Source organism: Micromonospora pisi (genome assembly GCF_003633685.1).
Lineage (GTDB): Bacteria > Actinomycetota > Actinomycetes > Mycobacteriales > Micromonosporaceae > Micromonospora_G > Micromonospora_G pisi.
Window position 1 is genome coordinate 7,648,598 of the sequence record NZ_RBKT01000001.1, and the last position, 21,870, is coordinate 7,670,467.

At 69.1% G+C, this 21,870-nt stretch carries 24 protein-coding genes; 10 read left to right on the forward strand and 14 right to left on the reverse strand.

Going from position 1 to position 21,870, the window contains the following annotated elements:
* Positions 1–5: 5 nt before the first annotated feature.
* The 4 genes from BDK92_RS32720 to BDK92_RS32735 form a co-directional block, all read right to left on the reverse strand.
* Positions 6–566 carry a hypothetical protein gene (locus BDK92_RS32720; protein ID WP_121160211.1) on the reverse strand — a complete coding sequence of 187 codons (561 nt, stop codon included), beginning with the start codon at positions 564–566 and terminating at the stop codon, positions 6–8.
* A gap of 291 nt (positions 567–857) precedes the next feature.
* A complete protein-coding gene (gene prfH, locus BDK92_RS32725; protein WP_425462328.1) occupies positions 858–1,469 on the reverse strand; it encodes a peptide chain release factor H in 612 nt (203 codons plus the stop codon).
* A gap of 14 nt (positions 1,470–1,483) precedes the next feature.
* Positions 1,484–2,683, reverse strand: a complete 1,200-nt coding sequence (locus tag BDK92_RS32730) for an RNA ligase RtcB family protein (protein WP_246017380.1) — start codon at positions 2,681–2,683, stop codon at positions 1,484–1,486.
* Between the two features lie 276 nt (positions 2,684–2,959).
* Positions 2,960–3,613, reverse strand: coding sequence for a TOPRIM nucleotidyl transferase/hydrolase domain-containing protein (locus BDK92_RS32735; RefSeq protein WP_121160214.1), 654 nt, complete (start codon positions 3,611–3,613; stop codon positions 2,960–2,962).
* Between the two features lie 362 nt (positions 3,614–3,975).
* On the opposite strand from BDK92_RS32735, the gene BDK92_RS32740 reads away from it, so the two are divergent.
* Complete coding sequence (locus BDK92_RS32740) at positions 3,976–4,707, forward strand: NPP1 family protein (protein ID WP_246017381.1); 732 nt, start codon at positions 3,976–3,978, stop codon at positions 4,705–4,707.
* A gap of 88 nt (positions 4,708–4,795) precedes the next feature.
* Positions 4,796–5,320, forward strand: coding sequence for a GNAT family N-acetyltransferase (locus tag BDK92_RS32745; protein WP_121160216.1), 525 nt, complete (start codon positions 4,796–4,798; stop codon positions 5,318–5,320).
* A gap of 116 nt (positions 5,321–5,436) precedes the next feature.
* Here the strand turns inward: BDK92_RS32745 and BDK92_RS32750 are convergent, their stop codons facing one another.
* A complete protein-coding gene (locus BDK92_RS32750) occupies positions 5,437–6,180 on the reverse strand; it encodes a VOC family protein (protein ID WP_121160217.1) in 744 nt (247 codons plus the stop codon).
* Positions 6,181–6,624: 444 nt separating this feature from the next.
* Here BDK92_RS32750 and BDK92_RS32755 point away from each other — a divergent pair, with 444 nt between their 5' ends.
* The gene (locus BDK92_RS32755) at positions 6,625–7,149 is read left to right on the forward strand and encodes a M15 family metallopeptidase (RefSeq protein WP_121160218.1); all 525 of its coding nucleotides are present in this window, start codon (positions 6,625–6,627) and stop codon (positions 7,147–7,149) included.
* Positions 7,150–7,259: 110 nt separating this feature from the next.
* On the opposite strand, the gene BDK92_RS32760 is transcribed toward BDK92_RS32755, so the two are convergent.
* Positions 7,260–8,417: an FAD-dependent oxidoreductase gene (locus BDK92_RS32760; RefSeq protein WP_121162789.1), complete on the reverse strand. Its 1,158-nt coding sequence runs from the start codon at positions 8,415–8,417 to the stop codon at positions 7,260–7,262.
* A gap of 101 nt (positions 8,418–8,518) precedes the next feature.
* Here BDK92_RS32760 and BDK92_RS32765 point away from each other — a divergent pair, with 101 nt between their 5' ends.
* Positions 8,519–9,115, forward strand: coding sequence for a TetR family transcriptional regulator (locus BDK92_RS32765; protein ID WP_121160219.1), 597 nt, complete (start codon positions 8,519–8,521; stop codon positions 9,113–9,115).
* A gap of 240 nt (positions 9,116–9,355) precedes the next feature.
* On the forward strand, positions 9,356–10,279 hold the full coding sequence (locus BDK92_RS32770; protein ID WP_211349450.1) for an NBR1-Ig-like domain-containing protein: 924 nt from the start codon (positions 9,356–9,358) through the stop codon (positions 10,277–10,279).
* A gap of 203 nt (positions 10,280–10,482) precedes the next feature.
* Here the strand turns inward: BDK92_RS32770 and BDK92_RS32775 are convergent, their stop codons facing one another.
* A complete protein-coding gene (locus BDK92_RS32775; RefSeq protein ID WP_246017382.1) occupies positions 10,483–11,733 on the reverse strand; it encodes a peptidase inhibitor family I36 protein in 1,251 nt (416 codons plus the stop codon).
* 297 nt (positions 11,734–12,030) lie between these two features.
* Between BDK92_RS32775 and BDK92_RS32780 the strand changes: the two genes are divergently transcribed.
* Positions 12,031–12,939 (forward strand): leucine-rich repeat domain-containing protein, encoded by a 909-nt coding sequence (locus BDK92_RS32780; protein WP_121160220.1) that lies wholly within the window; start codon positions 12,031–12,033, stop codon positions 12,937–12,939.
* Positions 12,940–12,968: 29 nt separating this feature from the next.
* Positions 12,969–13,166, forward strand: coding sequence for a hypothetical protein (locus BDK92_RS32785; protein ID WP_121160221.1), 198 nt, complete (start codon positions 12,969–12,971; stop codon positions 13,164–13,166).
* A 94-nt stretch (positions 13,167–13,260) separates the two neighbouring features.
* Here the strand turns inward: BDK92_RS32785 and BDK92_RS32790 are convergent, their stop codons facing one another.
* The 3 genes from BDK92_RS32790 to BDK92_RS32800 are packed head-to-tail and all read right to left on the reverse strand — an operon-like array spanning position 13,261 to position 15,855.
* A complete protein-coding gene (locus tag BDK92_RS32790; RefSeq protein ID WP_121162792.1) occupies positions 13,261–13,878 on the reverse strand; it encodes a GNAT family N-acetyltransferase in 618 nt (205 codons plus the stop codon).
* 52 nt (positions 13,879–13,930) lie between these two features.
* Positions 13,931–14,638 carry a response regulator gene (locus BDK92_RS32795; protein WP_121160222.1) on the reverse strand — a complete coding sequence of 236 codons (708 nt, stop codon included), beginning with the start codon at positions 14,636–14,638 and terminating at the stop codon, positions 13,931–13,933.
* Positions 14,635–15,855 carry a sensor histidine kinase gene (locus tag BDK92_RS32800; RefSeq protein ID WP_121160223.1) on the reverse strand — a complete coding sequence of 407 codons (1,221 nt, stop codon included), beginning with the start codon at positions 15,853–15,855 and terminating at the stop codon, positions 14,635–14,637. The genes BDK92_RS32795 and BDK92_RS32800 overlap by 4 nt, the downstream gene beginning before the upstream one ends.
* A 110-nt stretch (positions 15,856–15,965) precedes the next feature.
* Between BDK92_RS32800 and BDK92_RS32805 the strand changes: the two genes are divergently transcribed.
* Both BDK92_RS32805 and BDK92_RS32810 read left to right on the forward strand, forming a co-directional pair.
* Complete coding sequence (locus BDK92_RS32805) at positions 15,966–16,886, forward strand: ATP-binding cassette domain-containing protein (RefSeq protein ID WP_121160224.1); 921 nt, start codon at positions 15,966–15,968, stop codon at positions 16,884–16,886.
* On the forward strand, positions 16,883–17,731 hold the full coding sequence (locus tag BDK92_RS32810) for an ABC transporter permease (RefSeq protein ID WP_246017383.1): 849 nt from the start codon (positions 16,883–16,885) through the stop codon (positions 17,729–17,731). The genes BDK92_RS32805 and BDK92_RS32810 overlap by 4 nt, the downstream gene beginning before the upstream one ends.
* A gap of 65 nt (positions 17,732–17,796) precedes the next feature.
* Here BDK92_RS32810 and BDK92_RS32815 read toward each other — a convergent pair whose 3' ends face one another.
* The 4 genes from BDK92_RS32815 to BDK92_RS32825 form a co-directional block, all read right to left on the reverse strand.
* Positions 17,797–18,627: a sugar nucleotide-binding protein gene (locus tag BDK92_RS32815; protein ID WP_121162794.1), complete on the reverse strand. Its 831-nt coding sequence runs from the start codon at positions 18,625–18,627 to the stop codon at positions 17,797–17,799.
* Positions 18,628–18,686: 59 nt separating this feature from the next.
* Entirely contained in the window at positions 18,687–19,412 is a 726-nt protein-coding gene (locus tag BDK92_RS32820; RefSeq protein ID WP_121160225.1) for an alpha/beta hydrolase, read from the reverse strand.
* A gap of 101 nt (positions 19,413–19,513) precedes the next feature.
* Positions 19,514–19,681 (reverse strand): hypothetical protein, encoded by a 168-nt coding sequence (locus BDK92_RS39365; RefSeq protein ID WP_170208772.1) that lies wholly within the window; start codon positions 19,679–19,681, stop codon positions 19,514–19,516.
* Between the two features lie 222 nt (positions 19,682–19,903).
* On the reverse strand, positions 19,904–20,779 hold the full coding sequence (locus tag BDK92_RS32825) for an alpha/beta fold hydrolase (RefSeq protein WP_121160226.1): 876 nt from the start codon (positions 20,777–20,779) through the stop codon (positions 19,904–19,906).
* A gap of 93 nt (positions 20,780–20,872) precedes the next feature.
* Here BDK92_RS32825 and nudC point away from each other — a divergent pair, with 93 nt between their 5' ends.
* The gene (nudC, locus tag BDK92_RS32830) at positions 20,873–21,820 is read left to right on the forward strand and encodes an NAD(+) diphosphatase (RefSeq protein ID WP_121160227.1); all 948 of its coding nucleotides are present in this window, start codon (positions 20,873–20,875) and stop codon (positions 21,818–21,820) included.
* Positions 21,821–21,870: the final 50 nt, after the last annotated feature.

Consider the following 21,870-nt stretch of genomic DNA (forward strand, 5'->3'; position numbering starts at 1 on the left):
CCCGGTCAGCGTACGAACTCGATTTTCCGCATGTGATCGGGATAGAGGTTGACCCTGCCCGTGTCGGGGTTTCCGATGAATTCGCAGCCGGCGTCGATCGTCCCCTGGAGATTTTCGCCCGAGGTCAGGACGATGCGGACATCCGCTCTGCCGCCGAATGACAACGCGACATCGGAGCGCAGGATGTCGATCGACACCATCTGCTCGAACGCGATGTTCTGTCTCTGATCGAAATACACGCCACCGCCGCCGTTGATGCAGAACCCCATGGTACGGGCGGGCATCCGGATCGTCGTGCCCTCAGTGGTGGTCCAGACGGCCTCCGCCTGGGACCACGGTTCCTCTGCTACCGCCCCGGTGACCGAGGCCGACGTGGCGGGACGCCCGGTCGTTCCCGTTGCCGTGACTCCCGGAGGCCGTTCGTCCCCGCCACCGATGATCCCCAACTGCAGCAGTACGGCGAGCAGTCCGCCGACCCCGGTGATGATCGCCGCGACGGCGGCGAGGATGCCGGGGGCGGAGGAATGCCAGAAGCCCCGTGTCCGTGGTTCGTCGCCCAGAGTCATCGTCGACGGTGTCCTTTCGTTCGTCACACGGTAAGCCGCTGAGCCGCCTGGCACTGTCAGCTATGCGAGAGCATCGGCCGTCCAGCCCTCCGGTGACGATTCTCGTCCGTAATGGGCGCCGTTCATAGACTGAGGCCGCATTGTTGACGCATTCCATTGGAGGATCACTCCCGTGACCGCACCGGAACCGGCACCGACATCGGACGAGGACGTGTCGCGGTCGCACGGCGCGTACCGGTCTCCCCGGGTGTGGTGCGGTCCGAGAAGTCGCTCGTAGTGATCGATCACGCTTCAGTGTCCCGGTCCCGACGTCTCCGGACGCTCGATCCGGGTCGGGTTGCCGCGTTCGAGTTCGTCGTGGATGCGCCACCGGGCGGTGATGACGGCACGTCCCGACGCCTCGTCGCCGTACTCGATGCGCTGCCGTAGTCGCCGCATGGCGATGCCGCGATTGAGGCTGAACTGCCGCTCGGTGTCGACCACGACGACGATCCCCGAGGGGCGGTGGGTTGCCCGCACCGCTGTGCTGGCCTTGTTGCGGTGTTGACCGCCAGGACCGCCGGTGCGGCAGGCGACAATATCGACATCCGACTCGGAGAACCCCGTACGCGGGGTGTCGACCTGGCACGGTCGGGCGGTGACGTACCAGTTCTTCCTGCCGGTTTCGGACCGGTAGGGACTGGGGGCCTGCCAGCACAGGGTCCCGGTCCACGACGCGGCGAACACCTCGGCGCCGGGCCCCGCGATCCGGACCAGGACCGATCGATGGGTCCCCGGCCGGTCACCGGGGACGGTCTCGACCCGATGGGTCGTCAGGTTCTGCCGGGCGGCCTCGGCCTCCAGCCGGGACAGCAGCCGGGCCAGGGCCCAGGCACACTCCTGTGGGCCGCGCCCGGCTGTCATGAACAGGTGGACGGTCACGACCGGCCTCGCTTGCGACGCTGCTCGCGACGATCACGTTCAGGAGTGGAGCCGAGATCGGGCGTCTTGTAGGTGACCAGGGGGACCGTGGTGGCCACGGGCGTGGCCAGGTCGTGGTCGACGAGGTCGGCGATCACCTGCTCGATGCGTTTGTACGCCCCCGGTGCCTCCTCGAAGAGAAGTTGACGGTCACCGCACACCACCAGCGATCCCATCGGCGTACGGCGCAGCTCCTCGACCGTGTGTTTGGCCCGGCCCCGGCGCAGGGCGTCGGCGCGCGACATCTTGCGGCCCGCGCCGTGCGCCACGGAATGGTTGGCCTCCGGCCCGGCGTGGGCGGCGACGAGGTAGGAATGGGTGCCTCGGGTGCCGGCGATGAGCACGTCGCGGCCGTCGCCGGGCGCGGCCCCCTTGCGGTGCAGGTAGACCCCGTCGCGGAGTTCGACCAGGTTGTGGCACTGGTCGACGATCGGCTCGGTCGGCTCGGCGCCGAGCGCGTGGGCGACCCGGGCGGCCAGCAGCCGCCGGTTGAACGAGCCCCAACGGACGGCGCCGTCATGCATCGCCAGGTACCCGGCCGGGTCGGGAGTGGGGCCCGCCCCGTGGACCTCGGTGTGTGCTCGCAGGATCCGTTCGCCCAAGCCCCGGGAACCGCTGTGCACGATGAGTACGAGGTCACCGGCGGCGAGACCGAGACGGATCGCCTGGTCCGGCTCGAAGACCGTCCCGATCCGTGCCAGCTCGACGAAGTGGTTGCCCCGGCCGACCGTGCCGAGACCCTCGATGTGACCGGCGGGGATCTCGCCATCCAGCACGGCCCAGGCCGGGTCGTCGGCATCCTGCTCGGGGTCTAGCGCGCGGTCGAGGTCGGGGAAGCGGGCGGCCAGCTTCTCGGGCACGGCGCGCTTGAGCTTGAGGGGGAACACGGCGATGCCGCAACCGATGTCGGAGCCCACCAGGAACGGGTACAGCACTGTCGACGCCATGGCGGCCCCGATCGGGGCGCCCTTGCCGGGGTGCAGGTCCGGCATGGCGGCGACGTGGATCATGCCGTCGAAGGCGGCCACCTGCCGGCACTGCGCGACGGCGTCGGACTCGATCCAGCTGGTGGGGGAGGCGAAGACGGTGACGGTGGCCGGTCCGGTGGGCAGCGTGGACTGCGGCAGGGTGTCCTGCCGGGAGTGTTGCACAGACAAGGACGATCTCTTCCCTGGGAAGGGGGCATGGACGGATGGCATTGCGGCACGGTTCGGTGCCGTGGGCCTGGGAGTGTCAGGGGTGCTGTCCGTCAGAACGTCATGGCATGACCTTGCCGGAATCCGCGGGACCAAGGCAAGCGATTTTCGGGCGTCCGGGCGCCGGGACGCGTTTCATCCCCGGTCGGCTACGGCGGGTTGCCGTACCAGGGGTGTCCGGCCTCATGTGATCGGCAACTCCGCGGGGAACGGGCCGGGTACGCCGATACGGCTGGGTCAGCTCGCGAGCAGGTGATCCAGTGGCCGTGGCACCTGGTCCAGGTCGAGGGCGCGGACGAGGGCGCGGGCGTAGCGGGCCTTACGACCGCTGGTGGTGCCCATGAAGCGGCGCAGTTGCCGGTCGACCGCTCGCCCGCGCTGCGCGGGCTGGTTCTGGAAGACCCGGAATCTGGCCAGATCCTGTTCGGCCGCGAGCACGCGCTCAACGCCCGAGGTGCCAAGCGCCCGGATCAGTTCGTCCTCCAGGTCGGCCACGCATACGTAGAAGCCGAGCGCCTCCATCGCGGACCGGGTCAGGCCGGTGCCGAGGCCAGTCTGCTCCAGGCCACGCCGGAAGTAGCCCTCCTCCGCCTCGTCGCAGAGCCCTCGCACGTTCACGGCGAGCCCGGTCGCGCCGAAGATCCGCAGAAACCGACCGACGCCCATCGCGCCGCCGAGGGAGAGGACGCACACACCCTCGTCAGCCAGATCACGGTTGCGGCGGGCGGCCAGCGCCTCCACCGCGCTCTGGTCGCTGACCCCTTCGACGAGCACGACCGTGGACAGGCCGTCGCCGGCCAGTTCGCGGGCGACCGTGGCGGCGGCCGCGGAGTCCGTGCCGCCGGCCGCCCATCTGCCGACGGCGACTCGGAAACGATCTGGTTCTCGCACGGATCAGAGTCTGGCAATGGCAGGTCGGGGCCGCCACCGGAATTTTGTGGACGTGGACGGCGGTTGATCGTCGCGCCGTCGCGCCGGCCCGGTGTCCATCGTGCCCGGCGGGGCAGGAGCCCGGAAATCGCCCGCAATTCATGCGTTCTTCTCGTGTCTGGACATTGACCCCCAGGACGGCTTTGTGAAATATAGATGATCACGCGTGGGTCGACGGACCGGCCAGCGCGCGTCGATTCCAGGAAAGGCGAGGAATGGCACACACGTCATCGCCGTCTGCCATGCCGGGGTCTCCCTCGGTGTGGTCCTCCGGCACGTTCGTCAGGCGTCAGCGTCGTCTTCTGTCCCGGATCGTGGCCGGGGTGGCCGCGCTCGGGGTCATGATCCCCGCGACGGCGGCGTACGCCGATTCGCTGCCCAACCTGCCGGCGAACGCCGGAGGGTACGAAGCATCGTTCTCGCCCGCCTACGACTACGACACCGACGGCTGCTACGCCGTGGCGGCCATCAGCCCGGACGGCACGATCAACCCCGGACTGAACACCACCGGGGCCATCAACGGCAGTTGCCGGGACCAGTCGGATCTGGACAGGTCGCAGACGTACGCCCGGTCGAAGTGCAACAACGGCTGGTGCGCGATCGTCTACGCCAGCTACTTCGAGAAGGACCAGGCGGTGCACGGGAGCGGCCTCGGCGGACACCGGCACGACTGGGAGCACGTCATCTCCTGGGTCAACCAGGCGTCCAACCAGGTCGAGTTCGTGACCACCACGCAGCACAGCAGTCAGCGGACCTACACCCGTTCGCAGGTGCGTTTCGACGGAACGCACCCCAAGGTCGTCTACCACAAGGACGGCGCGTCCACGCACTTCTTCCGGCTCGCGAACGGCAACGACGAGCCGCCGGAGAACCACTACCACGGCTGGCGTTACCCGCCCACGGTGGACTGGAACGGGTGGCCCAGCGCCCAGTTGCGGGACAGACTGATGAGCGCCAACTTCGGCTCCGCGACTATCAAGATCAAAGATGGTTCCTTCGAATACCTGCTCAACGTCTCCAAGCCCGCCGGGATACCGTTCAACCCGCAGGGCTGAGCCGGGCGGCCGTCGGACGGCCCACGTGCAGACGTCGGTCGTCCGGTGGTCGGGGCGCGTCGTTCGCTACCACGCTATCGTCGCCGCCATGCCCGAACTGATCGCGCCCACCGTCCGCCTGCACACCGCCTGGCTCGAGGCGCATCAGGAGTGGGGCCCCGGCCGCCACGAGGACGGGTTCGGGCTGCGGCCGTCCGACGAGGTGGACTCACCGGCGGGGTTCGCGGCCTGGGTGGCCCGGCTGACCGACGAGTCGAACCCGGCACAGCCGCTCGACACCGACCAGGTGCGTTGCACGTACCGATGGATCGTCGAAGGCGACCGGGTACTCGGGGGGATCGCGCTGCGGCACGGGGCCAACGATCCCCGGCTCCAGGTCATCGGTCACATCGGCTACGGCATCCGGCCGTCCGCGCGTCGGCGAGGGCTGGCCACCTGGGCGCTTGGCCGAATGCTCGACGAGGCTCGTGCGCTCAGCCTGGACCGGGTGCTGATCGTCTGTGCGGTGGACAACGTCGCCTCTGCCAGGACCATCGAGCAGCACGGCGGCGTACGGGAGGACCTCCGGGAGACGGAGCTCGGCCCCGCGTGGCGGTACTGGATCGCGATCTAGCGGCACTGCCCATCAGCCGGCTGTCCCCGGCTCGATGCCGATCCGCGCCAGCGCCTCGTAGGTGAGCGCGAGGACGCTCCGCCGGTCGATCGGTCACGCGGCCACCGGCCGGTGCGTCAGGTGGCGGTCGGCATCCATCCGTCGAGCAGCGTGGGGTCGGCCACGGCGGACTCGACCTGACGCCGCTCCTCCGTGGTCAGGACGAGTTGGCTGAGCCTGGCGCCCCACTCCGGCACTCGCTGCGGCTCCTCCAACGCCGTCGACAGCTCGATGAGCACGGCCAGCGCCACCGCCTGCTCCACTGCTGGCGCCGAGTCGCCGTGGCGGCGCAACCCCGAGTTCAGCGCGCGGAGAGCGGCCCGGTCGTCCTGCTTGAACTCCTGCAGATTCCGGGCGTTGTCCAGGACCCGGGCAAGCCCCTCGAGCTGCTTGGAGCCGCCGTACTCCAGTGTTTCCGGCTCGTCGCGCTGAATAAAGACGATCGAGTTTCCGGACGGGTCCATGACGGTGAACCGGGTGGCGCCGGGCCGGTACCGGGTGATCCGGGGGAGCCCCTTGGAGAGCACTTTCCCGTACGTGTGTCGCATCGCCTCGGTGAACGCGGCGTGGTACGGCGCGACCGCGTCGACCATCACCAGGCAGCCGCCGGTGTTCTCCACCGACGGGTCCACGCCGCTGGCCGCGCGCCCGTAGTGCAGTGCGAACCCGCTCCACCGGAACGCCAGGTACAGATAGGGCTTCGTCTGCTCGTAGGCCACGGCGAAGCCAAGGGCGCGCCAGAAGGCCAGGGTTTCGTCCGGTGCCACGCAGGGCAGCAGCGGCACGGTGCTCTCGTTCGGCTGGATTTGGTCCTCAGACATCGTCGGCGCCTCAATGTTCGAAAGGGCGGGCCAGGCAACAGTCTGCCAAATCCGCGGCCAGCTCGCACATGGCGAACCCGACCGGCGCCGTCCACCGAGGCCGACGCCCCGATACTCGGTGACAAAGGCGTAGACCAGGTTGCCCGTGCCGCAAAGGGCCGACGTTTGCCGCCTGTCGAGGAAAATTAGGAACCGCCGGCTGACAGGTGCGATAGCCCGTCCGATCTGCGGTAAGGACATGAAGCGTCGCCGTTACAGAGCTGTAGCGGTTCTATTGCCGAGGCGTGCCAATCGCCGAACGCCGTCAGGACAATCCGCGGGTGCAATGGTCAGCAGGTAACCGGGCGATCCGCCCGGTCGCGATGGAAAGGCGCCCTGATGACAGCCCAGCCCCCACGACCGGCCCCACATCGGCGAACGGCTCTCGCTGTCGCCCTCGTCTCCATGCTGTCGCTCGGTGCGGCCGGCTGTGCCGCAGTGGACAAGGCTCACTCGATCGTGGGCCACGCCGCCGCGGCCGGCCCCGAGCTGACCGTTGCCAATGGGTATATCCCGGATGGGCAGTCGGTGTCGCCGTTCGCCAACGACGTACCCGCCATCGCCAAGCTCGACCCGGACCTCCGGGCGGCGATACAGCGGGCAGCGCGCGACGCCGCCGCGGATGGGGTGCAGATGGGGATCAACAGCGGTTGGCGTAGCAAGCGCCTCCAGCAGAACCTGCTCGATGAGGCGATCAGGAAGTACGGCAGCAAGCAGGAGGCCGGCAAGTGGGTCAACACCCCCGACAAGTCCAGCCACGTCTTGGGCAAGGCGGTGGACGTCGGACCGACTGACGCGGACAGCTGGCTCAGCCAGCACGGCAACGACTACGGCCTCTGCCAGACCTACAACAACGAGATGTGGCACTACGAGCTGGCGGTGGCGCCAGGGGACACCTGTCCACAGCCGCTCGCGCCCGACGGGATTTGATCTTGCCTGGTCGTGAATCCACGCCCTAACCATGCGCGCCCTCCGGAGTTGGTGGTGCATCACGACCGACCGCTTCGCCTTGTCGCTGCCCCTGCCCTGTCGGCTGGGTATCAGCGGGCCGACCGTTCGATGCCACGCCGAACGAGACCGCGAACGACGGGAAGGGTGATCGCCCGGATGGTCATTTCACTGCTCCAGACGTGGAACCGGCTGGGTGGCGCGTACTGGTGCATTCCCCGGCGGGCGAGTGCCTGCCGCCTGGAGACCTCCGGGCGCAGATCAGCTTCCCATTCGGCCAGTGCCGCCGGGATGTTGTCGCCGTGCTGCCGCAGGGCGGCGCCGAGCTGATCGGCGCCGGCAAGCGCGAGGGCCGCGCCGTGTCCGGCGAAGAGCGTGACGCACCAGGCCGCGTCTCCGAGCACCACCACCCGACCGCTGCTCCATTGCGGCATGACGACCTGGCTCACGGCGTCGAAGTAGGCGCCAGCCGGGTCCTTCTCAAGATGGCGGATCGCGTCCGGCACGCTGCCGCCCAGATCTCCGAACGCCGTACCGAGCGCGTCCACCGGCCCGCGTCCGAGTTCGGCCCCCGGTTGCGCGCACCGGTAGGTGAAGAACGCCGACGAGCGTTGCGGGCCCAGGTTGACCATAGCCGCGGTGCGTCCCGGGCCGATGAACGTGGTGGCGGACGGCTCCGGAACCCCCGCCACCGGGTGGGGCAGGGGAAAGGCACCCACGATGTACGGCAGGTCGACCCGGAAGCCTGCGCCGAACACTGCCGTACGGGTGGTGGAGTGCACGCCATCGGCGCCGACCAGGAGGTCGACGTGCTGCACGGTGCCGTCGCTCAGCGCGACCCGTACCAGGTCGGTGTCCTGGTCGATGGAGGTGACGGTGGTGCCGAAGCGGATCTCGGTGCGGTCGCGCACGGCTTCGTAGAGCGTGGATTCGAGGGTGCCGCGGAACACGGACAGCGCCCGTTTGCCGAGGGCGGCCTCGGCGAGGGCGGTTGGCACGGTGAACTTGGGACGTCCGTCGGCGCGGGTCAGTACGGTCGTGAACAGGCCCAGGTTGTGGGCGGAGAGCACGGGGAGCAGGCCGAGGCGCTCGGCGGCGTCGTAACCCGGTCCGAGCAGGTTCACCATGTAGCCGCTGCTGCGCCGGGTCGGGGCGCGCTCCACCACGATGGTGTGCCATCCGTCCCGTCCGAGCCGCAGGGCGGTGGCCAGCCCGGCTATGCCCGCGCCGACGATCACTGCACGCTTCATCCCACACTCCCGCTCGGCCAGAATGGGCATCTGCTCAAACGAGTATGAGCGCTTGTTCATTCTGACGCAACGTCGACTCCGTCAGCGCCTAGACTTCGGGCATGCCGCGCGGAGTCGCCATCCCCGAACCCAGACAGCACCTCTTCGCCGCTCTCGAACAGGTGATCGCGAAAGACGGGCCGAGCCGGCTCACCGGCCGTGCCGTGACGCGCGAAGCCGGCGTGGCCACCGGGCTGCTCTACGCACACTTCGCGAACTTCGACGACTTCCTGTGCGGTTACGGGGTCGACCGGACCTTCCAGATCTCCAGCGAGGTGGCCGGCCTGCCGGGGCGGGCCGGGTCCGGCACGGTCGCCGGGAATCTGTTTGACGCGGTCCTGGCGACACCGCCGCGCACGCTGCTGGCGTTGACCCGGCTGATGGTCTTCCGGCCGGACCTGGTCGCGAACATCGAAGCGGTGCTGGGAACCGGAACTGCCGGCCTGCAAGCGGTCGAGCGCGCCATCGCCGGCTATCTGACCGCCGAGCAGCAACTCGGACGGGTCCCCACGGAGGCCGACACCGAGGCGCTCGCCCTGGCGGTGGTCGGCGTGCTGCACCACGTCGCACTCACCGAGGAGACCGGCTCAACGGCGCAGACCCGTATCCGTCGGGCCATGGCCACACTCACGGACGGCTTCCCGGCCGTCGCTTCCTAGCTTTCGTTGATCAGTGAGCGGCGAGGGTCGCTGAGGACAGCGTGCCGGTGACACCCGCTGTTAAAATCGCCGCCATGATGTGCCCTGCAACGGGAGGGCACGCCTGGGGCCTTGGCCGGCCGGATAACGGCAGTCGCAGACTGCCAGGGAAGGATTCGTCCAATCATCCCTAGGCCGAGGACGTGGGCCGCTTGGCTCCGTTGTGCTCATTACAGAGGGTGAGAACGCAAGGAGCAAGTGGTGGCGGGCGACCTTCCGAACGCTTCGGCAGACGAGACGGACAACGAGGACGCGGGCCGTCGGGGCAGGAAAGCGACGCCGCCGAACCCGGACGGCGGTCCCGTCGCGGCGTTCGCCCATGAACTCTGGGATCTCAAGCGCCGCGCTGGCGACCCGTCATACGCCGCGATGCGTACCAGACTCGGCGCGGCGGTGTCGCGGTCGTCTCTGTCCGCAGCGACCCGCGGGACCGCACTCCCGAGCTGGGAGACGACCTGGGAGTTCGTCCGGGTCCTGGCGGTCGACACGCTCGGTGCCGACGCGGACGACACCAGACGGGAATGGTGGGCTCGCTGGAAGGCCGCCGGTGCCGCCGAACCAGGAGGTGCCAACGCACCACCTCAGGTGCCTGCACCGCCCGGGGAGGCTCCCGAACCCCAGGCAGCGGGAACCCCTCCCAGACCCGTTGTCCGTCTGACCTTTACCCAGCTGACCGCGGCCGTTGTCGCGGCCCTGGTCGTGGTCGCCAGCGTCGGACTGCTGGTCGGTTGGTCGTTCGCGCCGTCTGCCGAGCCCGCGCCGGAGTCCACGGTCGACAACGCCCATCTCGATGACGCCGCTTTCGAGGGTGACATCACCATCCCGGACGGCACCGTGGTGACTCCTTCCCAGGTGTTCACGAAGGTGTGGCAGCTTCGCAACACCGGGCAGGTCCGGTGGGAGGGCCGTTATCTGACCCGGATGAACACCACCGAGTGTTCGGCGCCCGGCATGGTGCCCATCCCGACCACTGATCCCGGCGAATCAGTGCGGATCACGGTGCGGGTCACCGCAAGCCCCACGCCTGCCCACTGCAAGATCTACTGGAAGGCAACCGACGCCTCGCGGCGCCTACTCTTCCCCGACAAGAATCCGATCTTCCTTGACGTGACCGTACGCGAGTAAAAACGACCCATACCGGGAAACCGCTGCGAACCCTGTAGGCCAGGGCCCCCGTCTGGCCTGCTGTGGGGTAGGCAGCGAAGCCCCGGCGGTGAGAAGTCATTGGACGGACTCCCAATTACCGGAGCTTCGCTGCCCTGCATGCCGACCAATCGGGTCACGTCAACCCACGGACGCAACAGTCCGGGGTCTGTGTGCCGTATCGATCAGTCGCCGTAAGGGTTCTGAATCGAGACGTGGACGTGGTCATAGTGACCGCCGGTCACACCGGATCCGGCCGTGTACGTGCGCCAGCCCTCGGACGAGCGGGCGACGCTCCAGATCATGCCGTCCCAGATCACGTAGCGGACATCCAGCTCGCTGGCGTACTTCTGCAGCCACCGGGCCAGCTTCCAACCCTGCGCTTCCTGCGCCGCGTTGGGGTATGACCCGATCGCGTCCGAGATCGTGCAGTCCAGGGCGTTGCCGGTGTTGTGGTTGGTCGTCGAGGCCTCGTAGCTGCGGTAGTCGCCCACCCAGCAGTGGGTCTCACCGGTGAGGTTGGCGATCTGGTTGTCGACGAACTGGGTGCGGTCAGTGGCGTTCGGTGCCCGGCTGGCCGCCGACGGGTGCGGGTTGGACGGCGGTGCCGGGTAGGGACCCGGGTCCTCGCCACCGCCACCACCGCCACCGCCGCTGGTTCCGCCGATCCGGTGGGAGGCGTTCTCGTTCTTGATGCCCGCGTTGAGGTTGACCTTCCCGCCGGCCGGGATCGTCTGGCTGGCGCCGGCGTACCCGCTGTTGTAGAACACGGTCACCGACTGGCTGGTGCGGTTCCACGCCGCCGCGGCGTTGTTCTTCACGCACAGGCCCTGACCGTTGCCCGCGCTCTTGAACTCGTAGCAGGTCGGCTGGCTGTCGCCGTAGTTCGAGACCGACGTCGCGAAGTCGGACACCGAGCCCTGGTGGTCGCTGTTGTAGTACAGGCAGAACTCGTCGTCGTGACACACCCCGTCACGAGCCGCCGCCGGGGCGCCGAACCGGTGGGCGGCGTTCTCGTTCTTGATACCCGCGTTGAGGTTGACCTGGCCGCCTGCCCCGATCGTCTGGCTGGCGCCGGCGTACCCGCTGTTGTAGAACACGGTCACCGACTGGCTGGTGCGGTTCCACGCCGCTGCGGCGTTGTTCTTCACGCACAGGCCCTGACCGTTGCCCGCGCTCTTGAACTCGTAGCAGGTCGGCTGGCTGTCGCCGTAGTCGGAAATCGATGTCGCGAAGTCGGACACCGAGCCCTGGTGGTTGCTGTTGTAGTACAGGCAGAACTCGCCTGTCTCACAAACCCCGTTACGAGCCGTCGCCGCGTAGGCGGGGACCGCGCCGAAGAATGCGCTGATCAGCGCGCCGATCAGCGCGACGAGAGTGAATCTCTTTAACACTACACGCCCTTCTTCACCTCTGCGGAATACGATGAAAGGCACCGAACCGCCACTTCGGAGAGACGATGCCGCGGGAAGGACGTTAGCGGCGGGTTGTGGCCAGCCCGACGATGCAATGACCAAACATTAGCTCTGGTCATTTGGTCAAACCTGCGCCCCAGGCGGGACCACGTCGGTCCGCGTCGGTCGCAGAGCGGGCCCAGCCGGTGCCTCGACCACGAACCTTCATGGCGGCCGCCGTCGTGATCCAGGGGACCGGGGCCGGGCCCTGGTTTGCCAACCGATGCTCCGGAGGCAGAATGGGTGGCCACCCTTGAAGATCCAGCGGGAAGGCGCGCGGTGAACCTGTTCCAGGACAGTCGCTACGAGTACCTGTACCCGCCGACCGGCGAAGGGATCTACTGCGTCGGCAACGCGGCCGAGTGTGATCACCTGACGTACGACGGCACGGCGGTACGTATTCCGTGGGCCGGTGCCCCCGGCCCGGATGAGCTGTCCAGAATCCGTTCTCTGCAACTGTTGCCGACCGTGGCGCAACTGGCCCGGGGGAGCCTGCCGACGTTCCTGCCCCGGCTGCCGGCGGTGCGATCGGTGTCGATGCCGAGCGGGCTGCTGCCCCGACTGGACGTCGGCAACGCACCGCCGGGCCTGGCGATGCTGATGGTCGTCGACAAGGCCGACGCGCCGGCACCGCGTACGAAAATCGAGCTGGACGCCGTCCTGCCCGACCTGCGTGGGCTGATGTTCCTGGCCCCGGCGGCGAAACCGAACCTGATGGACTTCGTGGATCCCCTGCCGTCGGCGTTGGAGTTCCTCCACCTGGAGGCGAACGGACGGCTTGCGACGCTGGAGCAGCTGCGGGCGCTGGAGCGGCTGCGCCACCTGGAACTGGTGCGGGTACGCGCTTTCGACGTCTTCGACCACATCCGCTCGCCGTTGCGGGTGCTGGAGATCGGTGGGGCACGTCAGGGCTTTCCCATCGAGCGGCTAGCCACCGTCGCATCCCTGCGGAGCGTACGGCTCAACGGTGTCTACACGGAGATCGACTGTGCGATCTTCCGGGACCTGCCGGAGCTGGTCGAGCTGGACGTGTTGAACTGCAACCGGGTCGGCAACGTCGAGGCGCTGCTGGACTGCCCGAAGCTCACGAGTGTGCGGCTTCTCAACTGCAAGAGGCCGTTCGACACGCGTACCCGGGCGATGTTCCGGGATCGGGGTTTCGCCCGTCTGGACATCGACTTTGCCTGACGGCCGTTCGGTCGATACGGTCTGCGCCAATGACATCAGTGATTCTGCAACGCGTTCTCGCGGTCATCCTGCTGCTGATCGCGTTCCTGGCCCTGGCCGCCTCGAAGGCTTTTCCGTTCCTGGACGACATCCCCGGCGTGGCGAAGTCGGCGATCGCGGTCGCGGGAGCGGCGTGCGGACTGACGGGCGTATGGCTGTGGTTGCGAAAGACGCCGGACCAGCCGTAGGCGTAACGCGAACGGCCCGGGCCGGTGCCATCGAACGGGCCGGTACGGGCGACCTCCCCGCCACTGCGTCCGACCGCTCGACCACCCGCTGGCCTCAGCGGGAGCCGGTGCCCGCCGCCCACATCTCACGGGTCATCTCGTACTCCACCTCGCCCAACTCGGCGTCGGGCAGCGGATCGTCCCAGGTCGGGTGATAGGTGCGTACGTATCGCATGCCGACGGCCTCCATGACCCCGCGAGACCCGGTGTTCACGGCCATGGTCTGCGCGATGACCCGGGACTGACCGACGGTGTCGAAGGCGTGCCGCAGCAACGTACGGGATGCCTCGCTCGCCAGGCCCTGCCGCCAGTAGCGGCGGACGAGGCGGTAGCCCAGGTCGCTGACCGTAGGGTCGTCAGGCTGATCGGGACCGTGCGCCGGTGGAAGCATCATGAGGCCGATGAATTCGCCCTCGTCCGCCCGTGCTGGCGGCGTGGAGCCACGCCTGCCGCCGCCAGAGCCGAAAGCCATCCAGTAGCCCAGGCCGTCCACCCTGCCGGCTGAGTCCAGCCGCCGGGTGTGGGACTCGATCACCTCGTCCCTTGACCGGGCCCGGCCAAAGATGAAACGAAGCACCTCAGGATCGGAATCGAGCTGCACCTCGAGTTCGAGGTGCTCATCGGCGAGTGGCACGAGCAGCAGACGAGCGGTACGCAGGATGGGTTGCGGCACACGGTGAACGATCACACAGCGACGGCGACCGCGCGACTCCATTTGCCGCCGGTCAGCGTGGCTTCGGCGTCACCAGGCCGGTCTCGTACGCGGTGATGACGAGCTGCGCCCTGTCCCGTGCACCGAGCTTGCTGAGCAGCCGCCCGATGTGGGTCTTCACGGTGCCGAGCGTCACGTGCAGGTGCTGCGCGATCTCCGTGTTGGACAGCCCACGGGCGATCAGGGTCAGCACCTCACGTTCCCGCTCCGTGATCACCTCCAGTCCGTGCGGCGTACCGGCCGCCGCCAGGGCCTGCCGGGCGAACGTGGCGATCAGTCGCCGGGTGACCCGGGGCGCCAGCAGCGCCTCACCGGCGGCGACCACCCGGATGCCGGCCAGCAGGTCGGCTGCCGTGGCGTCCTTGACCAGGAACCCGCTGGCGCCGGCCCGCAGGGCGGCGTAGACGTACTCGTTCAGGTCGAAGGTGGTGAGGATGAGTACCCGTACGGAGGCGGTCTCCGGCGCCGCGCAGATCTGCCGGGTCGCCTCGATGCCGTCCATGTCCGGCATCCGGACATCCATCAGCACCACGTCGGGCAGGTGCTGCCGGGCCAGCCGCACCGCCTCCGTACCGGTGCCCGCCTCACCCACCGCGACGAAGCCCGGCGACACGTCGAGCAGGGCCCGGAAGCTCTCCCGGATGAGAGCGTGGTCGTCGACGAGGAGCACGCCGATGTCCGAGGAGGACGGCTGACCCGGGGCGGACGGAATCTCCGTCATGCGGTCTCCTCCGTCGCGACGTACGGGATGTCGGCGACGACCTGGAAGCCGCCCTCCGGGCGGGGGCCCGTGACCAGCGTGCCGCCGTACATCGTCACCCGCTCACGCATGCCGATGAGGCCCTGCCCGACGGCCCGGCGGCCCGACGACCGGTGCGCGCGGCCGTCGTCGAGGATCTCGATGTGCACGCCGCCGTCCCGGGCCCGTACCGTCACCTGGCAGTGGCCGGCGTTCGCATGCTTCATCACGTTCGTGAGCGACTCCTGGACGATCCGGAAGACGGTGAGGCCGATTGCCTCCGGCAGGTTGTCAGCGCCGTCCAGGCGCAGATCCACCCGCAGCCCGGCGGATCGTAACCGCTCGGTGAGGTCGGACAGGTCGGCGGTCCCGGGTGACGGGCTGAGTTCGGGGGCCGGATCGGTATCCGAGCGCAGCACGTCGAGCAGCCGTCGGATCTCGGTGAGCGCGGCCCGGCTGGTCCGCTCGATCGTCACGAGGGCAGCCCGCGTCTCCGCGGGTCGTTCCGCCGCGATGTGGTTGGCCACGGTGGCCTTCACCGCGATCAGACTCATGCTGTGCCCGACGATGTCGTGCAGTTCCCGGGCGATTCGCAGCCGCTCGGCGGCCACCGCGTCGAGGGCGAGTTGGCGCGCGAGGCCGGCCTGGATCGTCCGGCGCCACCGGACGATCCGCCCGATGGCCCAGGCCAAGGTCAGCACAGCGGTGACCAGGCCGAGATCGAACACCCACCACAACGGCACCTCACTGTCGGGCGCGTCGGCCGCTACGATCCCCAACCTGTCGTAGAGCCACGCAATGGTGGCTGCCGGCGCGGCGAGGCTGCCGACCAGGGCCACCGATGCGGCGACGGGGCCCGCTGCGCTGGCCGCCGTGTAGAGCGCCAGCCCGACGGGCGCGTAGGTCACCCAGATGACCCCGGTCCCCACGACGCCGGTCGCGGTCGCCGCCGCGGCAACCACCACCACGCAGCCGAGCACCGGCATCGGCCACCGGCGGCGGACCGCCAGCGGAAGCCCCACCGCGGCGCCGGTCAGCCAGGCGACCCATCCCGGGCCGGTGAAGGCCGGACCCGGCGGGTCGAGTGTGGCGCTCGCCGCCAGATACGCCAGCACCACCGCGACCGTGGTGTCCACGACGGTGCTGCGAAGCTCTGATCCGGTCGGCCGTGGCCGGCTTTGGTCCTGCCTGGAACGCATGCGCCTCACGCTATAGCGGCGGCCATGACGGCGCGTATGACCGTGGTATGACACGGATTTCCGACCCTGGTCAGACGCGCGGGCCAGCCCACCCTTGAAACCATTTTCCTATGATCGTGGTGAAAGAGCTGACCAAACGGTACGGATCAACGCTGGCACTGGACCAGTTGTCGTTCGAGGTCCATCCGGGGCTGGTGACGGGTTTTCTCGGTCCGAACGGGGCCGGCAAGTCCACCACCTTACGAATCATCCTCGGCCTGCACCGACCGACCTCCGGCGAGGCGTTGATCGACAACCGCCGGTACGACCGGATCCGCCGCCCGCTGCACGAGGTGGGCGCGGTGCTCGACGCCGATGCCGCCCACCCGGGTCGTACCGCCTTCCACCATCTCGCCTGCCTGGCCCGGAGCAACGGCATCGGCAAGGCCCGGGTGACGGCGGTCCTGGAGCAGGTCGGCCTGGCGAGCGTGGCACACAAACGGGTGGGCGGATTCTCGCTCGGGATGCGTCAGCGCCTCGGGATCGCCGGCGCGCTACTCGGCGACCCGGCCGTGATCCTGCTCGACGAGCCCGTCAACGGGCTGGACGCGGCCGGGATCCGGTGGATCCGCTCCACACTGCGTTCCCTCGCCGCGGAGGGTCGCACCGTGCTGCTCTCCAGCCACCTGATGAGCGAGATGGCGGTCACCGTCGACCAGGTGCTGATCATCGGTCGGGGCCGGCTGCTCGAAGCGACCTCCGTGACGGAGATGCGTGACCGGTTCGAACGCGACGTACTCGTGCGGTCTCCGCGTGCGGCCGAACTCGCCCCCATCCTGACCGGCCTCGGCGCGTCCGTCACCGCCACGAAGGACGGTGGGCTCGTGGTGGTCGGCGTGGACGCGCCCACCATCGGCGATGCCGCCGTGACGGCGTCGATTCCCATCCACGGGCTGACGCCCCGCAGCGCCACGCTCGAGGACGTCTACCTGGAGATGACCAGCGAAGCGGCCGACTACCGGGCCGCCGAGAAGGAGGCGGTACGACCGTGACCACAGTGCAAAACAGTCCGGGTACGGCGGACACCCGCAGCACCGACGCGCCGACAGTGCCGTCCTCAGGGGTGTTCCGGGACGCGGTGGCCGCCGAGTGGATGAAGATCCGGACTCTTCGGTCGACGTACGCGTTCCTCGCCGGCGCCGTGGCGGCAACCCTGCTCGGGATGCTCGTCCTGTTCCTCCTCATCGGGTCCTTCGACCAGGCGACAGCGGCCGAGCAGGCGAACTATGAGACAGCCGACCTGACCGTGGTGGTCATGCCGTTCGTGATTTTCTTCGTCGGGTCGATCGGTGGCATGTCGATCACGAGCGAGTTCGGCACCGGCTCCATCGGCCCCGGCCTGCTGGCCGTGCCGCAGCGCCGGGTTCTGCTGGGCGCCAAGGCGACGGTGGCCGGCACGGTCGGCATGCTCTGCGGGTTGCTGTTCGCACTGCTGGCCGCGGTCGGCGCGACCCTGTTGCTGGGCGACCGTCCTGCGCCACTCAACCCCTGGCAGACCTGGACGGACGCGATACCGACGGTGCTCTGCGCGGCGCTCGTCGTGCTCGTCACCAGCATCGTTGCGACGGGTCTGGGAGCCGTGCTGCGCTCGACCGCGTCGACGCTGGTGACCCTGGGCGGCCTCGTCCTGGTGGCCCCGATCTTCGCGCACTTCCTGCCGACGACGTGGCAGCTGCGGTTTGGTTCGATCCTCCTCCCGAACCTGACACCACAGGTCGCGGGCGTCGACAACCCGTACCTGCTGTCGCAGACCGGTGCGGGTGCGGTGCTGGTCGCGTACGCGCTTGTCGCGCTTGGCGCTGGGGCATTGACCTTCGGTCACCGCGACGCATCCTGACTCAACCCCTCGAGGCGGGTCCGGCTGGTCGTCCCGCCCCGCTGCTCGGCATCGTGCTCCGCCGGTCAGGTCGGCGTGGGTGCGAGGAAGTCTCGTGCTCCTCGGAGCCGAGTGGTCAGCCGTGCCTGTGTCCGGGTGCTGTCCAGGCGTACGTCGACAGCACCCGGAAGGTCCGTGTCGGCGCGCCGGCCGGCGGGGAGCGCGGCCTGGTCGAGACCGTCGCGTCGGGCAATCAGCACGCCGAGTTCGTACCGGCTGACGGCGTCGGCACCGGCAACATGGTGGACCCCGGTGTGTGACGATGCCGCAAGTTCGAGTAGTGCCGAGGCCAGGTCGGTGACGTCCACGGGGCATCGCACATCGTCGGTGTAGAGGGCGCCGGTCACGGCGCCGGACGCCAGCGCGTGCACGAGCCGCTCCTGCGGGGAATCACCGTCACCGATGATCAGTGAGGTTCGGGCGATGACGGCGGACGGGGTTATGCCCTTGACCGCGGTCTCCGCCGCGGCCTTGGCGGCACCGTACGGTGTGGTGGGGTCCGGTTGGTGCGTCTCGTCGTAGCTGATTGCCGCACCGGAGAAGACCGCGTCGCTGGACACGTGCACGAGTCGGGCACCGATCGCCGCCGCGGCGAGGGCGACGTGCGTGCCGCCGTCAGCGGTGGTTGCCCAGTCGGACTGCCGGTACGCGGCATTGATGACCACGTCGGGGCGCATCCGCAGGGCCAGCGCTGTGACGTCGTCGCGGCACCGGATGTCGACCATGTGCCAGTCCACGCCAGTGATCGACGGAACGTGAGTGTGGAAGGTGGCGACGACGCGGTGACCGGCGAGTTGGGCCTGACGGGTGACCCTCCGTCCGAGAAGGCCACTGCCGCCGATCACAAGAAGATCCACGAGGCCACGGTAGTGCAACGAGAGGACCGAGATCCTTCGTGACGCCGACTGTCGCCGCTTCAGGTCACGCCGTTCGAGGTGTCGCCGGAGCGAAGCCACCCGGTGGCGTGCTCGACGACGGCGACGGGAACCTCATGGCCGCCGTCGAACTCCTGGTAGGTCACGCTGTAGCCGAGGGTCTGCAGTCGGGGCACCACCCGTCGGCTGCATGGGTCGATGGGTAGGACCCGGTCATTGGTTCCGTGGGAGACGAAGACGCGTGGCTGTCCGTGGGTCACGAGCGGCGCGGCGAAGCCCGGAGAGAACGCGATCACCGCGTCGAACAGGTCGCCGTTGGTCAACCCGAGTGACAATGCGTACGACGCGCCGTCGGAGAAGCCTCCGACCATGATCCGGCTGACCGGGTACGAGTCGAAGACGCGTTCGAGCACCCGGTCGATCCTGCGTACGTCGGGCCCGAAACCGTCGATGATCAGATCCCAGGTGCTGGCCGTCGACTTCGGTGCCACCAGGAGCAGGCGATGCTCGTCCGCGACGGGTAGCAGCAGGTCCAGGGCCTGCCGTGGCGAACCGCCGGCCCCGTGCAGCAGCAGCACCAGGCGGTAGGGCCGCCCATTGGCCGGCGTGGGCGCGTACGTGAGCGCCAGCAGTTCCCCGGTCGGCCCGTCCTGGGTGAGCAGTCCGGTCCGGGCGTCGGCGGACACCGGTGGGTAGGGGCGCACGGACAGGCGCCCGTGCCGGGAATTTTCCTCGGGCTGGACGTGGGGAAGAGCCGGCTCGCTCATACGCCCTCCTCCTTCCGACTTCCTGGCGGTCCGGTCCGTCCGACGGCTTCGCGACGCGCATGCAGTTCAACCCCCGGCGCGGATCGGGTGGTACAGGGCGGTCACGGGCGTGGCGAGACCCGGGTCCAGCGCTCGTCGCGTCGCCCTCCGGTCGCCGCTGTGCAGCGCGGACAGATCCAGGCGTGCACCTCACCGCCCGGCTGGCGGCTCCCGTCGTCGTCCGTCCACTCGCGCGACGCCGCCACCGCCGCCGATTCGCTGGCTCTCATCGGTCCGGTCCTCTCTCCGACGAACCGGCTCGGCCTGACGCGCCGCCTGCCGACCGACGCCGATGCCAGTGTCCGGGCCGGCTGAATACCCGTGGCCGGTGGCACCAAACGGCGGCGTCCCCGACTGTCGGTGACGCTCGCGTTCCCGTCCGCTCTGTTCCCTCGCCCAGGTTCTGTCTCGCGATCATGAATTCGTTCGTAGACACTTCGTGCCCACGGCGGTCAGTCGGCGTCCAGCACCTCGCGCAGCCTTGCCGCGAACTCCTCCGGCTTGCCCGCGTAACCGAAGTGACCACCGAGGAAGCCGCCGTGGTGGCTCGGGAACACCACGGCCTCCTGGCCGAGCAATGTCGCAGTGCCCACGGCCGTACGAGCGGTGTACGTTCCCGTCGACTCCTCGCCGACCGCGATCACGATCCGGGACGGGGCAGCGCTGAGCACACCTGCCTCGGGGCGGTAGTCGCTGATCGCCCACGAGTTCTTCGACAGCAGCGGATCGTCGCGGGTGCCGTCGTCGTCGGTCGGTATGCCGAACATCGCCGGGTCGGGCGCTGGCTGGGCGAAGTAGGCGTCGGTGAACTCGCCCTGCCAGGAAGTCATCGCGATGAACGCGGCCATGCCCGCACCGGTGCCCCCCGCCTGGTACGCCTCGTGAAATCCGGCCCGGGCGCGCTCGGCTGCCGTGGCGTCGGGGAGCACAGCGTTGATCGGAGGCTCGTGCGCCACCAGCGTGACGACGTCACCAGGGTGGGTCGCGACCAGTTCGAGTGCGGTCACCGCACCGCCGCTGCTGGCGAACACGTCGACCGGGCCAGCGCCGAGCGCCTCGATCAGCAGGTGCAGGTCGGTCGCCTGATGCTGCGGGGTGTGGTCGGACCGGCCGTCCTTACGGATGCTGCGGCCCAGCCCGCGCGGGTCGTAGGTGACAACCGTGCGGTCCGTGAAGTACGCGGCGAGCGCTTCGAAGCCCTCCGCCGTCATCGGCTGGCCGATCATGAGCAACGCGGGGCGCCCGCCGGACGGGGGGAGCGGGCCGCGGACGTCGTAGACCAGGTCGACGTCGGGCGTGACGAGGGTGTGCGTCTGGGTATCCGTCATGCCGGTGAGACTACGGCCGGCATCTGACTTTCGGCGGTTCTGTGAAGGTGTCGGTGGTGGGTGGCCCACCTGCAGGTAGGGCAAGATCCAGGCATGGCGTTCGACGGTTTGGCGTACACCGAGACACCGGGTGACCGGGCCGCGAGCTTGCGGGATGATCCGGGATGGGTTGACGAGCAGTTGGGACGCGACGACACCCGGACCGTACCGATGTGGCACGACGGCCCGCTGCTGACAGCAGCCGGTCTGCCGGTCACGCTCACCGGCAGGGCAGGGCGCGCCGTGCTGGCAGTGGCGAGCCAGACAGCCCTGCTGGGTCTGGACGGCACGACGGCGCATTTCGCCGCCGACCTCACCGGCGTCGACGAGGCCCGGGCGTTGCGACTCGCGAACGCGTACACCCGCGCCGACCTGCGTACCCTCGCCACCACCTTGCCGGGCCCGGTCATGGCAATGCTGGCGTACGCGCGCGGCCTGCTCTACTGGAACCGCCATGCCCGGTTCTGCGGGGCTTGCGGCGGGCCGACCGAGAGCACCCATGCCGGCCACGTCAGGATGTGCCACGCCCCGGACTGTCGACGGCAACTGTTCCCCCGGATCGAGCCCGCGGTTATCGCGCTGGTCGAGGGGCCCGGCCCTCAGCCGCGGTGCCTGCTCGCCCGCCACCGGGGCTCAGATCCGGACGGCTTCTCCGTGCTGGCCGGGTTCGTCGAGATCGGCGAAAGTCTGGAGGGCGCCGTACGCCGTGAGGTCGCCGAGGAGGCCGGCGTCGCGGTCGGTGCGGTGACCTACCGGGGCTCGCAGGCATGGCCCTTCCCGGCCGGCCTCATGGTCGGGTTCGTCGCGCAGGCCACCGACGAGACCATCGCCGTCGACGGCGTGGAACTACTGGAGGCCCGTTGGTTCACCCGCGCCGAGATCGTCGACCGCATCGTCAACGGCCCCGGATCGGGCCCGGCCGACTCCATCGGTGGACGGCTGCTGCGCTCCTGGGCTGGCCTCGACCCGACGCCGGAGTGCGAACCGGGGCGGTCCGCATGATCCAGGAGAGCGGGCGTTCGAGGTAGGAAGCTCCTGCCAGCCTGTAACCC